At 60.4% G+C, this 13,492-nt stretch carries 10 protein-coding genes; all 10 read left to right on the top strand.

The features are described 5' to 3' along the window. Positions 1-218 precede the first annotated feature (218 nt). The 10 genes from ABOK31_RS21885 (at position 219) to ABOK31_RS21840 (ending at position 13,474) form a co-directional block, all read left to right on the top strand. The gene (locus ABOK31_RS21885) at positions 219-2,786 is read left to right on the top strand and encodes a LuxR C-terminal-related transcriptional regulator (protein WP_349960774.1); all 2,568 of its coding nucleotides are present in this window, start codon (positions 219-221) and stop codon (positions 2,784-2,786) included. Positions 2,787-2,884: 98 nt separating this feature from the next. Continuing rightward, positions 2,885-4,579, top strand: a complete 1,695-nt coding sequence (locus tag ABOK31_RS21880) for a hydantoinase B/oxoprolinase family protein (RefSeq protein ID WP_349960773.1) — start codon at positions 2,885-2,887, stop codon at positions 4,577-4,579. Then, on the top strand, positions 4,576-6,639 hold the full coding sequence (locus tag ABOK31_RS21875) for a hydantoinase/oxoprolinase family protein (protein WP_174181526.1): 2,064 nt from the start codon (positions 4,576-4,578) through the stop codon (positions 6,637-6,639). The genes ABOK31_RS21880 and ABOK31_RS21875 overlap by 4 nt, the downstream gene beginning before the upstream one ends. Before the next feature lies 1 nt (position 6,640). Beyond that, positions 6,641-7,738: an ABC transporter ATP-binding protein gene (locus tag ABOK31_RS21870; protein WP_174181524.1), complete on the top strand. Its 1,098-nt coding sequence runs from the start codon at positions 6,641-6,643 to the stop codon at positions 7,736-7,738. 48 nt (positions 7,739-7,786) lie between these two features. Then, entirely contained in the window at positions 7,787-8,959 is a 1,173-nt protein-coding gene (locus tag ABOK31_RS21865) for a substrate-binding domain-containing protein (RefSeq protein ID WP_174181522.1), read from the top strand. Positions 8,960-9,051: 92 nt separating this feature from the next. Beyond that, positions 9,052-9,906, top strand: coding sequence for an ABC transporter permease (locus ABOK31_RS21860; protein ID WP_174181520.1), 855 nt, complete (start codon positions 9,052-9,054; stop codon positions 9,904-9,906). Then, the gene (locus ABOK31_RS21855) at positions 9,903-10,703 is read left to right on the top strand and encodes an ABC transporter permease (protein WP_174181518.1); all 801 of its coding nucleotides are present in this window, start codon (positions 9,903-9,905) and stop codon (positions 10,701-10,703) included. The genes ABOK31_RS21860 and ABOK31_RS21855 overlap by 4 nt, the downstream gene beginning before the upstream one ends. A 73-nt stretch (positions 10,704-10,776) precedes the next feature. Further along, positions 10,777-10,986 (top strand): hypothetical protein, encoded by a 210-nt coding sequence (locus tag ABOK31_RS21850; RefSeq protein ID WP_174181516.1) that lies wholly within the window; start codon positions 10,777-10,779, stop codon positions 10,984-10,986. A 329-nt stretch (positions 10,987-11,315) separates the two neighbouring features. After that, positions 11,316-11,738, top strand: a complete 423-nt coding sequence (locus ABOK31_RS21845; RefSeq protein ID WP_174181514.1) for a TadE/TadG family type IV pilus assembly protein — start codon at positions 11,316-11,318, stop codon at positions 11,736-11,738. Next, positions 11,738-13,474, top strand: a complete 1,737-nt coding sequence (locus tag ABOK31_RS21840; protein ID WP_174181512.1) for a pilus assembly protein TadG-related protein — start codon at positions 11,738-11,740, stop codon at positions 13,472-13,474. Before ABOK31_RS21845 ends, ABOK31_RS21840 begins: the two co-directional genes overlap by 1 nt. Positions 13,475-13,492: the final 18 nt, after the last annotated feature.

The raw sequence follows: 13,492 nt of genomic DNA, 5'->3' as shown, positions 1-13,492 counted from the left end.
TTTGAGGCGTCAACCAGTGCCTGTAAGACGCTTTCTTCCGAAAGACGGGGGAAAACTGGCTTTGCAAACGTTTTCGCGTGGGTTGCAAACTGCCTGCCAAGACATCATCATCCCGTCCCATGAGTGGACAGAATCGATTTGCTCCCCCGTCGAGCGGGCAGCAAACAATCAAACGTAGCGACCTGTTGCGGCAGCTCCGGCGGGCCGGATTGCGCCGTTTGACGACCATTGTCGCACCTGCCGGTTACGGCAAGACCTCCCTTGCCGTCCAATGGTACCAGCTGCTGAAGGAGGATGGTGTCAAGCTTTGCTGGGTGTCGCTCGATGCCGAACATACCAACCAGGAAGCCTTTCTGCTTGCGCTGATCGATGCCTTGCAGACGCTGCTTCATGAGGATGGCGCGGATGCCGGCAACCTGCCTGCGGCAGCACTGCTTTCCGTGCTGGCGACGCGTCTGCGCAAGATCGAAGGGCCACTCGTCGTCTTTCTCGATGACTATCATTTCGCCCAGACGGATGCGACCGAGGCGCTGATGGCGAAGATCATCGCGGATCTTTCGCTCGAACACGTCAAGCTGGTGTTGGTCAGCCGCAGCCCGCCGCGCTTTCCGCTCTCGGCACTGCGGTTGCGTGGCGAGTTCAAGCAGTTCGGCGTTGCCGAGCTCGGCTTTACCGATGCCGAAGCGGGAGAGCTTTTCTCGGGCAAGGGCACCCATCTGACGGAAGAACAGGTCGGCTCTTTCAATCGCCGGACCGAAGGCTGGGCTGTCGCGCTGCAGATGGTGAGCCTGCTCCTATCGGAATCGGAGGAGAGCGACAGTATTCTGGCCTCTTTCGACGGCGGCGGCGCTGATATGGGCTCTTATCTGTCGGAGCAGGTGTTCGAGCATCTGCCCGAAGACATACGCCAGTTTCTCATTGGCACGGCAGCGCTTCCGGCCTTCAATCGTTCGTTGCTCGAGGCCGTGCTGGAAAGCAAAGAGCAGGCGGATCTCAGCGAAAGGCTGGCCGACTACGCGCTTCCGGTCACATTGCTGGCAGGCCCCGGCAACTGGATGCGGTTTCATCCGGTCTTCAACGAGTTTCTCAAGAAGACAGCCAGTCGCAGGGGTGTCGATGCCAATCTTGCGCTCAATCGTGCGGCCCACTGGTTCGAAGCTCACGGCGACATAGATCGGGCTGTACATCATGCACTTTCGGCAGGCGACGCCAATCTTGCGGCGCGCATCGTCGAGACCGCCGGCGGCTGGCGGCGCGTCTATGCCACGACCCGCGGCGGCGCGACGCTCTTTCAGGCCTTGAGCGGACGTGCCTCGGAAATCGATCTTGTCCGCTTTCCGCTTGCCACACTTGGGCTCTCGATCTTCAACGCAAAGGCGGCGCATCTGGCTGCTGCCAACCATTATATTGTCATCGCTGAGCGGGCCACGGCTGCAGATCCGACCTTGGCAAAGGATCTGCGCGTCGTGCGCATCCTTCTGGCGCTTTATACGGATCACTGGGCGACGGCGGCCGATCTTTCCGCGCTTGAAGACGATTTGCGCCAGCCGGATGGAATGGAACTCATTCATCGGGCGCTGGCGCTCAATATGCTTTCCTACAATTTCCTGATCCGCAGCGAGCTTGACCGGGCACTGCACTACGGGCATCTGGCCATTCGCGCTTTTCGCGACGGTGGTGCCGATTTTGGTGCCATGCACCTCTATACCCATATCGGCCAGGCCTTCTTTCTCTCCGGCGATTGTGCGAGCGCGCTGTCGGCCTATGAAGAGCTGATCTGCGAAGCGCAGACGAATATCGGTCCGGGCAGCGATCTCGATGCCGTCGGCCAGGTGTTGAAGGCCGAGGTTCTATCGATGCGCGGCGACGCGGAGACAGCGGCAGAGATGCTCGGATGGGCGCTGCCTCATCTTGAGCTTCACGATACCTGGTTCGACCTTCTGGCCGCTGGCTTCATGGCCGAGCAACGGGTCCTGCGGATGCGTGAGGATTTGCTTGCCGCCCACGCGGCCATGGATCGCATTCGCGCCGTGGCGCGGCGGCGTGGCTTCGATCGGCTCACACGGTTGATCGACGGCGAGCGTGCCATGCTGCTCATGGCATCGGGCGATCTCGATCAGGCAATCCGCCATGCCGAGGCCAATGGTTTCGGCATGCAGGCAATCGTTTCAGATCGCGCCAATACGTTGGCCATCCATCTGCGCGGAACGACGCCGGCGATCTTCTGGACTCGCGCCTACCTGGCCCTTGGCGAGCAGGCCAAGGCGCGCGAGGTCTTTGATCAGTTCAAGATGCGTCAGGCGCAACGCCCGCATGTCCCGCGCGCAATCGAGCTTGCTCTCATCGAAATTGGGATTCTTCTGGCGGAAGGCCGCGCGGATCTCGCTGCCGCCAGCCTTTCCGATCTCGTGTTGACGACGCCCCTCGACGACTACCGGGCGCTGCTTCATCTCGATCACTCCGCAGGACTCGGGGAACTTCGCGCACTCGCCAATCATCCAACGGTTGCAAACGTTCCTCGAAAGCGTCTCCAGTCTCTGCTCATGAGCGGGGAGACGGTGCAGGAACCAGCCGTCGATGATGGTGGCTATGCCTTTACCGGCCGGGAACGCATGGTGCTGGAGTTGCTGAGTTCGGGGCTTTCCAACAAGGAAATCGGCCGGATGCTGGCCTTGTCCGACAATACGATCAAGTTTCACCTGCGCAATATCTTTGCGAAGCTCAACGTCTCGACGCGGACCGCGGCCGTGACGGCAGCACGCCAAAAGGGCATGCTTGATCGGTAACCCACCCGTTCGGGTAGGTTTTGGCGCCGCCGCCCACCCATCGGGAAGGCTATCGATGGACGAAAAAACACCTAATCTGCACTCGTGCGAATATAATAATGAGGGGTAGATTCGTGATCGTCGTCGATCCGGTGACGCAGGAGATTATCGAGGGCAAGCTGGCAGCCACCGTCGATGAGATGGGCGTGGTCATGGCCAGGACCTCGATGAGCCCTGTGATCTATGAGGTGCTTGATTTCGCCTGTGGTCTCCTCACCCGTGAAGGTGAGCTGGTGGCGCAGATGAACGGCATCACCCTGTTTACCGGCACCTTCGGCACTCAGGTCAAGTCGTTGATCGCACTCTACGGTGATGACCTGGAAGATGGTGACATCCTGCTCACCAATGATCCCTATTCCGGCGGCACACATGCCTGCGACTTCGCCATCGTCAAGCCGATCTTCTTCGACGGTCGGATTCTGGCCTATGCCATCAATGTCGCCCATTATCTCGATGTCGGGGGTTCGGTTCCGGGCTCGCTTGCGCCCAATGCCACCTCGGTCTTCCAGGAAGGCCTGAGGCTGCCCGGCGTGAAGGTGGTGCGCAGCGATCGCTTCTCGGGTGAGGTCTTGCGCATCATCCGCGAGAATGTCCGTCTGCCCGAAGTCGCGATCGGCGATCTCACGGCGCAGGTGGCGACCGTCCGTGTCGCTGCTCGCCGCATGGGCGAACTTGCGCGCAAATACGGCATCGATGTCGTCGAAGCCGCATTCTATCACCTCCTGTCGGTCAGCGAGAAGCAGGCCCGCGCCGCCATCGCCGCATTGCCCGACGGCACCTATGAAGCGGAAGATATTATCGATGGGGATGGCGTCACCACCGATCCTATCTCCGTCAAAGTGGCTGTTACGATTGATGGAGATCGCCTGACGGCGGATTTCACCGGTTGTCCACCGGCCGTCGCGGGCCCGATCAATTGTGCGGCGGGTGCTTTGCAGTCGGCTGTGCGCACCATCTTCAAGGCATTGGTCGCGCCGCAGGCACCATCCAACGAGGGTTGGTTCCGGCCGCTCTCCGTCATTGCGCCGAAAGGTTCGGTCTTCACCGCCGAGAAGCCGTCGCCGACAGGCTGGTATTATGAGGGCTCGGTGCATGCTTCCGAACTCGTCTGGAAGGCGCTTGCCAAGCTTATGCCTGAGCGCTTTTCCGCCGGTTCCTATACGAGCCTCTGCGTCGTCTATGTCGCTGGCAAGGATGAGGCGGGACAGCCATTCATCCACATCGAGCCGCAGCACGGCGGCTGGGGTGCGAGCAGGGACGGCGATGGCGCCAATGCGCTGATCGCACTTACCGATGGCGATACCTACAATTACTCGGTCGAAGTGATCGAGGCGCGCTTTCCGTTGCTCGTGCGCCGCTATGCGCTGAACGTCGAAGGAGGATCGGGCGCCGGCCGCCGCCGTGGCGGTTTTGGTGTCATCCGTGACTACGAAGTTCTGGGCGACGGCGCGTCGGCCTATTGCAGCTTCGGACGAACGGACACGCCTCCCTGGGGTATAGAAGGCGGCAAATCCGGCAGTATCAATCTTCTGCAGGTGGAAGAGAACGGCGGAAAAGTCAGTGATTTTGGCCGCGAGCCGCATATCGGGCTGAAGCGCGGCGATCTCGTGCGGATCATCACCGGCGGCGGTGGCGGCTGGGGCGATCCGCGTGCTCGCGAGCCGGAACAGGTCCGCCGCGATGTCGAAGACGGCTACATCACCAGCGAGGTGGCGCGCAGCCTCTATGGATATGAAGAGGGTATGGCGTCATGATCAGACTGGCGACGGATGTAGGCGGTACCTTTACCGACCTCGTCGGTTATGATGAGCGCACGGGCGAGATCTTTACCGCCAAGAGCCTGACGACCGTTCACGATCAGTCCGAGGGCGTGCTGACGGCGATCGAACTTGCCGAGAAGAAGGACGGGCTTTCGACCCGTGACGTGATCTTTTTCGCCCATGGTGGAACGACGGTCATCAATGCGATCACGGAACGAAAGGGCGTCCGCACGGCGCTCGTGACGACTGCAGGCTTTCGCGATGTGCTGGAAATCGGCCGCGGCAATCGCCCCGATCTCTACAATCTCCAGTTCAAGAGCCCGGAAGCCTTCGTGCCCCGAAGCCTGCGCTTCGAGGTACGCGAGCGTATGGACGCCAAGGGGCGGGTGCTGACGCCCATTGAGCTTGGCGACATCGAGCCGATTATCCGCGAATGCCGCGCTCGCAAGGTGGAGGCTGTCGCCGTCATCTTCCTTCACAGCTACGCCAATCCTGAGCATGAGATCGCCTGCGCCAAGGCGATCGCCGAAGCGTTGCCGGATGTCACGGTCTGCGCCAGCCATGAGGTCTCCCGTCAATGGCGGGAATATGAGCGTTCCAATACGGCGGTGCTCAACGCCTATGTCCAGCCGATCATCCGGCGCTACTTTGCGCGGCTTGAAAGCGCGCTGACCGAGCGCGATCTCACATGCCCTTATTACGCCATGCAGTCGAACGGTGGCATCTCCACCTTCGATCAGGCGCAGATGAGTCCGCTGACATTGGTCGAATCCGGTCCGGCCGGCGGCGTGGCGGGTGCGGCTCGCATCGGCACCGTGCTTGGCGAATCCGAAGTGCTGTCGCTCGATGTCGGCGGCACGACGGCGAAATGCTCACTGATCCATGACAGCCGCCCGACGCTCGACAGCGAATACAAGCTCGAGCACACCCGCATCGCTCCCGGCTATCCGGTGCAGGTGCCGGTGGTCGATATCGTTGAGATCGGCGCCGGTGGTGGTTCCATCGCCCGTATCGACGAGCGCGGCGCGCTCTGCGTCGGCCCGGAGAGCGCGGGCTCGACACCGGGACCGGCGTGCTACGGCCGCGGTGGGACCAAGCCGACGCTTTCCGACGCATTGCTGACACTCGGTATTTTCGATCCGGCAAGCTTTGCCGGCGGCCAGATGCAGCTCGACAAGTCCAAGGCGGCCGCGGCAATCGCGACGGTTGCCAAGCCCATGGGGCTATCGGTCGAGGATGCGGCGCTCGCGATCGTCGAGATCGCCCATGCGTCGATGATCAATGCGCTGAAGCTGGTAACCGTCCAGCGCGGGCACGATCCGCGCGACGCTGCCTTCGTCATTTCCGGGGGCGCGGGACCTGCGCTTGCTGCGCGCCTCGGGCGTGATCTCGGCGTGAAGATGACCGTGGTGCCGCCGCATCCCGGTATCTTTTCGGCCTGGGGAATGCTGGCGGCAGAGCCGCGAGCCGATTTTCGCAGCACGTGGTTCTCTCCCCTTGGTTCGGAAGCCATCAGCAATCTGAAGCGTCGTTTTGACGAACTGAAGCGTGAGGCGGTCAAATATTTCTCCAAGGGTGACGCGGCTGAGATCCGCTACGTCTGCCGCGTCGAAGCCCGCTATCGCGGACAGGAGCACGGCGTCTTCGCCCTCTTCGAAATGGAGGATGATGCCGGAAGCTTTGCGGAACGCTTCCATGCCGCCCATGAGCGCGCCTATACCTTCTGCCTGCCCAGTTCGCCGGTCGAAATCACGATGATCCATCTGGAGGCGGTGCTCCACGGTCCGGTCATCGCTATTCCGAAACTCGATCGCGGCGGGCGATCGTTGGATGCCGCCTTCAAGGGGCGGCGTGAAGTCTATTTCGGCAGGGTGACCGGTTGGGTGTCGTGCCCCGTCTATGAACGCACGCGGCTGCCGTCTTCCGAGAAAATTGTTGGCCCTCTCATCATCGAAGAAGCGACCGCAACGTCGCTGGTGGTTGCCGGGCAGGAGCTGGAAGTGAGCGACGAGGGCTTGCTGCTCATCCGCGAATGTGATGGGGGAAGCGTCTAGTATGGCGATAGCGATCGGTCTCGACCATATCGTCAGAAATTACGGGCCGACGCGCGCCGTCGATGACGTGACGCTCGACATTAGGGCAGGGGAGTTCTTTACGCTGCTCGGCTCATCCGGTTGCGGCAAGAGTTCTCTGCTGAAGCTGATCGGCGGCTTCGACAAGCCGACTTCGGGCCGTGTGCTTTTCGACGGGAAGGATATGGCTGATGTCCCGGCCAATCGCCGGCCGGTGAATACCGTCTTCCAGTCGCTCGGGCTCTTTCCGCATATGAATGTGGCCCAGAATGTCGGTTACGGCCTGAAATTGCGCGGGCTTTCGGGCGGCGCGTTGAAGAGCAAAGTCGATGGCGCATTGGACCTTGTCGAGCTGTCGGGCTTTGCGGATCGCGACGTCAATCTTCTCTCTGGTGGCCAGCGCCAGCGCGTTGCGCTGGCACGCGCGCTCGTCATGGAGCCGGGCATCCTTTTGCTCGACGAACCCCTGACCGGGCTTGATGAGCGGCTGCGCCAGCAGATGCGCGACGAATTCGGTCGCCTTCACAAGCGTACCGGAGCGACCTTCATTCTGGTCACCCACAATCAGGACGAGGCGCTCAGCCTTTCCGACCGTATGGCGGTCATGCACAAGGGGCGGATCGAACAGACCGACGTGCCGTCGCGCTTCTTCGAGGCGCCAGCCAATGCCTTCGTTGCCCGTTTCGTCGGCATCGATACGCTCCTGAAGCCCGAAAGCATTTCGATTGTGGGCGGCAAGACTCTCGTTACGATTGCTGGACAGCGCATCGGTGCGAGCTTCTCCGGAGCGGCGCCACCGTCCGATGCGCTCGTCGCAATCCGCCCAGACCGAATTGAACTGGTCCCGGCTGCCGAAGAGGCCACCGAAATAATTGAACTTAAGGTTGTCGAAAGCATCTATCGCGGACTCAGCCATGACGTTACGCTCGCTTTCGCCGACAGCCAGCGCGTGGTGTTAACAACTAGCGCGGACGCAACTCCGCCCTTGCCGGGCGAAAGCGTGCGCGTGTGTTTAAAGCCGGGCGCCGCGCTCCTGATCGATCGTTCCGGAATACCGGCTCTGGCTGGAGGCGATGAGTAAAACCCGAATAGCTGACACAAGCGAAAAATGAGGGAAGGGAATGACACGATGACCAAAAGCAATAATCTCGTCTCCTCCGCCTTGAGGAGTAACATGCAGCGCCGTGACATGCTTAAGCTGATGGGTGCGGGTGCAGCCGCACTCTCCGTCGGTGGGCTTTCCGCCACGCGCGCCATGGCTGATGACGCAACGGTTGCATTCTGGGGCACCGCCACGCTCGATATCGGCGACAAATGGCAGGAATTTACCCGCCAGAGTGGCGTTTCGCCTGAGTTCACCGACAACGGCAACGATGTCGGCCCGGTGGTCGCGCGCCTTGCCGCCGGCAATGCCAATGATCTCTTCGATGTCGGTGGCTTTCAGGGCGGCGCCGAACGCGAGCTCGCCAAGCAGGGGCTTATTGCCCCCTGGGACGTTTCCAAGATCTCGAATTTCGCCGGCATCTGGCAATGGGCCAAGGATATCCCGACCTTGACCTATGAGGGCAAGCAGTACGGCATTCCTACCGTCGTCAACGCAGACTCCATCATCTATCGTCCCGACAAGCTCGGTAAGGTCGACAGCTACGGCGTCATCTTCGATCCGAAGCTGAAAGGCCGGGTGGCGATGGAAGACGCGTGGATCAACAGCGCCATCTTCACCGCCATCTATCTCAAGGAAGCTGAGAACAAGCCGATCAAGGAGCCGGGCAATCTGACGGAGTCCGAGCTCGGCCTCGTCATGGAGTTCCTGATCAAGCACAAGAAGGACGGCCAGTTCCGAACCTTCTGGAATGGCTGGGAACAGGGCGTGCAGCTGGTAGCGAACGAAGAAGTCGACGCCATGACCGGCTGGGAGCCGATCGTCTATGAAGGCCGCAAGCGCGGTCTTCAGGTCGAATATGCGGCTCCCGTCGAAGGCTACGAAGGCTGGGGCAACAACACGGTGCTGCTCAAGGGTGCCACGGAGCGCGGCAAGGCTGATGTCGCCCACAAATTCGTCGATGCGCTGCTTGCCGGCCTCTATGGCTGCGAACTGGGTAAGGCGCGCGGCTATCTCGTGCCGACCGACAACAACCTCGCTTACGCCAAGGCTCATCCAGACGAGTACAAGGCCGACGACGTCGCCAAGCTCGCCGACCATGTGAAGGCCAAATTCTCCGGAAAGGTCTACTGGCAGAATTGCCGCCCGGACAACTTCCAACTCTACGAGGAGTGGTGGCAGAAGCTGCGCAACGCCTGATGTAACGCGATGGACCGGGGCTGGCGCATCTGTCGAAGGACAGGCCGGCCCCGAGCCGATGGGATCAACGCCAAGAGAGGGAGGATTAGACCATGAAGACACCAGTTCTATTGCTGACAGCTCCGCTTGCGGCGATCCTCGCGCTTGGCCTTGCGCCGCTCGTTCTCGTCGTTGTCTGGAGCTTCTGCGCCTGGGACTCTGCCACCTACTGGATCAAGCCGGAGTTCAGCCTCGCTGCCTATGGCGCCATTCTGGAGGCGGGGCGCTGGAGCGTGTTCCTGTCTACCCTCGGCAAGGCGTTTCTGGCATCGGCCATCTGCCTCGTCATCGCCTATCCCACCGCCTATGCGATGTATTTTCTGGCTGGGCGCACCCTGTCTGTCGTGCTCGCGGCCCTTCTTACGATTCCGTTTTTCACCTCCTATCTCATTCGCTCCTTCTCCTGGCGGTTGCTGCTTGGCCGCACGGGCGTCATCAACACGCTTCTCCAGCAGGCCGGCATCACCGATGCGCCGCTCGACTGGCTGCTGTTCAGCGATTTCGCCGTGATCGTCGGGCTGGTCGCTTCCTATCTGCCGTTTGCAACCTTCCCTATCCTGCTTTCCATGCGCCGCGTCGATCCGATCGCGCTGGCGGCATCGCGTGATCTTGGAGCGGGTTTCTGGACGATGGTGCGTACCGTCTTGCTGCCGCTGACCTATTCCGGCGTCTTTGCCGGTTTCCTGTTCGTCTTCGTCATGGTTGCGGGCTCCTCGACGGAGGTACAGATGCTTGGCGGTGCTGGTGCCTCGATCGTTTCAGTGATGATCAACGACGTCATGCGCGTCGCCAATTTTCCGCTCGCCTTTGCGATCTCGACGCTGATGCTCGTCATCGTCTTCGGGCTGGTGCTGATCGGAGATGCCCTGTTCGGCCTCTCTTCGCTGTTCGAGGAGCGTGGCCAATGATCGTCAGGGAAGGAACGACGCCGCGCATCGTCATCTGGACGCTGACCATATTCGGCCTCATCGTGATCTATGCGCCGCCGCTTTATCTACTGGGCGTCTCGTTCAACCCGGCGCTGCAGCCGGGGCTACCGCATTTTTCCGACATCACCCTGAAATGGTACCTCGCTCTCGGTTCGGAAAGCGCGCTCGTCGCCGCGCTCGGCCAGTCGATTGTCATTGCGCTTGCGACGGCTGTCATTGCGACGCTGCTGTCGCTCGGCGCGGCGTTGGCGCATCGCGAGCTTCACCGCGGACGCAGCCTGTGGTTTTTGACCGTCCTGCTGCCGATGTTCGTGCCGGGCGTCATCCAGGGGCTGGCGTTATCGACGGTCATCAGCCGCGCCGGCGTGAAGGCATCGGCTTTGACGGTCATTGCCGGCCATCTTCTATGGGCGATGCCCTTCGCCTTCATCGTCATCCTGACAAGCTTTGCCGCGGTCAAGCGGACCTATTTGATGGCGGCGGACGATCTCGGTGCCGGCCGCTTCCGGCAGTTCTGGGATATTACCCTGCCGTTGATCCGGCCAGGCCTCATCAGCGCTTTCATCTTTTCGTTCCTGCTATCGCTCAACGAGTTTACGCGCGCCTTCTATCTGGCCGGCCGCCAAAACACGTTGCCGGTGGTGCTGTTCGGCAAGATGAATTCCGGCGCCTCGCCGACGATCTATGCGATGTCGGGCGCAATCTTCCTTGTTTCCAGCGTTTGCGTGGTGGCCGTGGCCCTGCGTTCGCTGCTCATGCAACGCCGTGTGGGGTGATCGATATGCAAATTGGACTGACGAGTCGCAAGTTCTGCCCGCCCTTAGACCTCCATCAACGGGAGTATAGAGGATGAAACAGGAGTCGAAACTGATGGCCCTGATCCGCGCTGGAAAGAGGCAAGAGGCGCTTGACATGGTCGAGCGGCTGAAAGCGGCGACGCAATTGCCGCCGACGTCTATCAAGGTGGATCGGACAGGCGCCGTCACCTATTACAAAGGAAACCGCCGTTTCGTGAGAAACATCCAGGGCGGCTGGGATCAGGTGCCGAAGAAAAAGTAGATGTCTGCTGCCGATCTGGGCAGCGAGCAGGTCGGCACCTTCGAATGCGTGGCGCGGGCGAGAGGCAGCGGTTGGAAAGGAAGGATTTCCATCGACTGCAAATAGGAGGTCATGGTGCCAATATTCGGTTTGGCAAGCTTCTCATGCCCGGGATTTCGCCAAGAAAGATATTCCCCAGTGGAATGGTGATTTCGTCAAGTATTCGACATCTTTAAGATATAAATAATATTAGAAAGTATCTTATTTAGAAATATAAAATTAACGCCCGAAGCCTAAGGTCTCCTCGACCGTCATCGCGCAGATGAAGGTCGATTGAAGGAGACAGGACCATGTATCGTGTTTCTCATTTCAACAGGGAGAAAGAGGGCGCCGCCGCAGTCGAATTCGCTCTCATTGCGCCGCTTTTTTTCCTTCTGCTTCTCACACTCGTTGCCTTTGCCATCTATCTCACCGCCGCTCATTCGCTGCAGCAATTGACGGCCGATGCTGCCCGCACGGCAATCGCCGGCCTATCGGCGGACGAGCGAAGCCAGCTGGTTCAGAGCTTCGTCACCAATTCGACGATCAACGACGCTTTCATAGACAAGAGCAAATTGACGATAACCGTCGCCACCGACCCGACCAATGCCAACCAGTTCACGGTCAGCGCCAGCTATGACGCGTCGGCTCTGCCGATCTGGAATCTCTACACGTTCGCGATGCCGGATCAAACCATCCGCCGCTATTCGACCATTCGTCTGGGAGGTCTCTGATGCAGCGGTTTCTCGGTCGTTTCGCCTCTCTGCGAGACCGGCGGGGAAACGTCGCCGTCACGACTGCGCTCGTCTCGCCCCTGATCCTCTATTGTCTTGGCCTCGGCATCGATTACGGCATGATGACACTGCAACAGCGGCGCCTGCAGCAGTTGAGCGACATCGGCGCGATATCGGCTGCCTCCGATATCGCAAATGCACAGACCGCACTTTTGAACAATCTCCAAAGCAATGGCACCACCGCGGCGGTCGCCTCCGGCAGCAGCTATATGACGAGCAACGGGCTCGTCAGCGCAGCCATAGCCAACTCTAGTCAATATGAGACCATGGCCAATCTGGTGCTCGGCACTTACACGGCGGACACATCGGTCCCGCTTACAAACCGCTTCTCCTCGACGGGAACCTCGCCGTATGATTCCGTCAAGGTGACATTGACCCAAAAGGCGGTGATGCCTTTCGCTTCCGCCTTCGCCACACCGCCGACTCTGAGCGCGACGGGCACCGCATCCAGCGAGCGCCTGGCCGCCTTTTCAGTGGGATCGCGGCTTGCGAGCCTCAATGGCGGCATTCTGAACCAGCTCCTCGGCACGTTGCTGGGAACGCAGATCTCCCTGAAGGTCGCCGATTACCAGTCGCTCATCAGTGCGAACGTCAATCTTTTGAGTTACCTCAATCTGCTTGCGACGGATCTCAAGCTTACCGGCGTAAGCTACAACCAGCTTCTGGCGACCGATGTCACCTATGACAAGATTCTTGGTGCACTCGGCAAATCGACCGGTCTTTCGAGCGGCGTCGTCACTATCATCAACAATCTCGGCAAGACGCTCGGCACCACGCAACTGACCGTCAAGTTGCAGGATATCGTCAATCTCGGTCCTCTGGGGAGCAATATCGTCGGCACCTCCCCCAATCTGACGGCCAATATGAACGTGCTGGATCTAATCTCGGCCACCGCAATGGCTGCCAACCAGCAAAAGCAGATCGCGCTCGATCTCGGGGCCGCATTGCCCGGCGTCGCGACGGCAAAGCTGACGCTGGCGATCGGGGAGATGTCCCAGCAGACGCCGGCCCTTGCCGTGGGTGCTCCGGGTACGATCGTTCGCACGCCGCAGGTCCGTGCCGCACTCGAAGTCGCCGTCACCGGCCTGTCCCTGATTGCGGGGCTGAAGCTCAGGGTGCCGCTCTATATCGAGCTTGCTCCCGCGGAAGCCAAGCTTGCCTCGATCACCTGTGTCGGCGGCTCCATGCCGAACGCGGTCGTCGGGATAGACGCGGTGCCCGGTGTTGCCGAGGTGGATCTGGGCGACGTCAACACGTCCGCCTTCGTAAACTTCGGCTCCGAGCCGCGGGTAACGCCGGCTGCGATCATCGATTCCCTTCTTCTCAAGGTGATCGCGAGTGCGCAGGTCGATATCGCCAATATGAGCCCGACGCGATTGAACTTTCAGCCTTCGGAGATTTCGGCAGGCACGATCAAGACGGTTTCAACGAGTACCGTCCTGACATCCACGGTCTCGTCGCTCCTGAAAAACGCAACCATCACCATCCAATTGCTCATCTTGACCATTGGAACGCCGTCGGGGGTGCTGTCAGCCGTTGCCGATACGCTAACGGTCGTGACCGCGCCGCTCGATCAGGTTCTGTACGGCCTTCTCGGCCTCCTCGGTCTCGGAATCGGGCAAGCCGACGTGAGCGTTACCGACGCGAGGTGCACGCAGCCTGTGCTGGTTCAATAAGGTTGATACGGATGCTCC

It is taken from the genome of Rhizobium sp. ZPR4 (assembly GCF_040215725.1).
In the GTDB taxonomy this organism is placed as follows: Bacteria; Pseudomonadota; Alphaproteobacteria; order Rhizobiales; family Rhizobiaceae; genus Rhizobium; species Rhizobium rhizogenes_D.
This window is presented reverse-complemented; position numbering and strand designations above follow the sequence as displayed.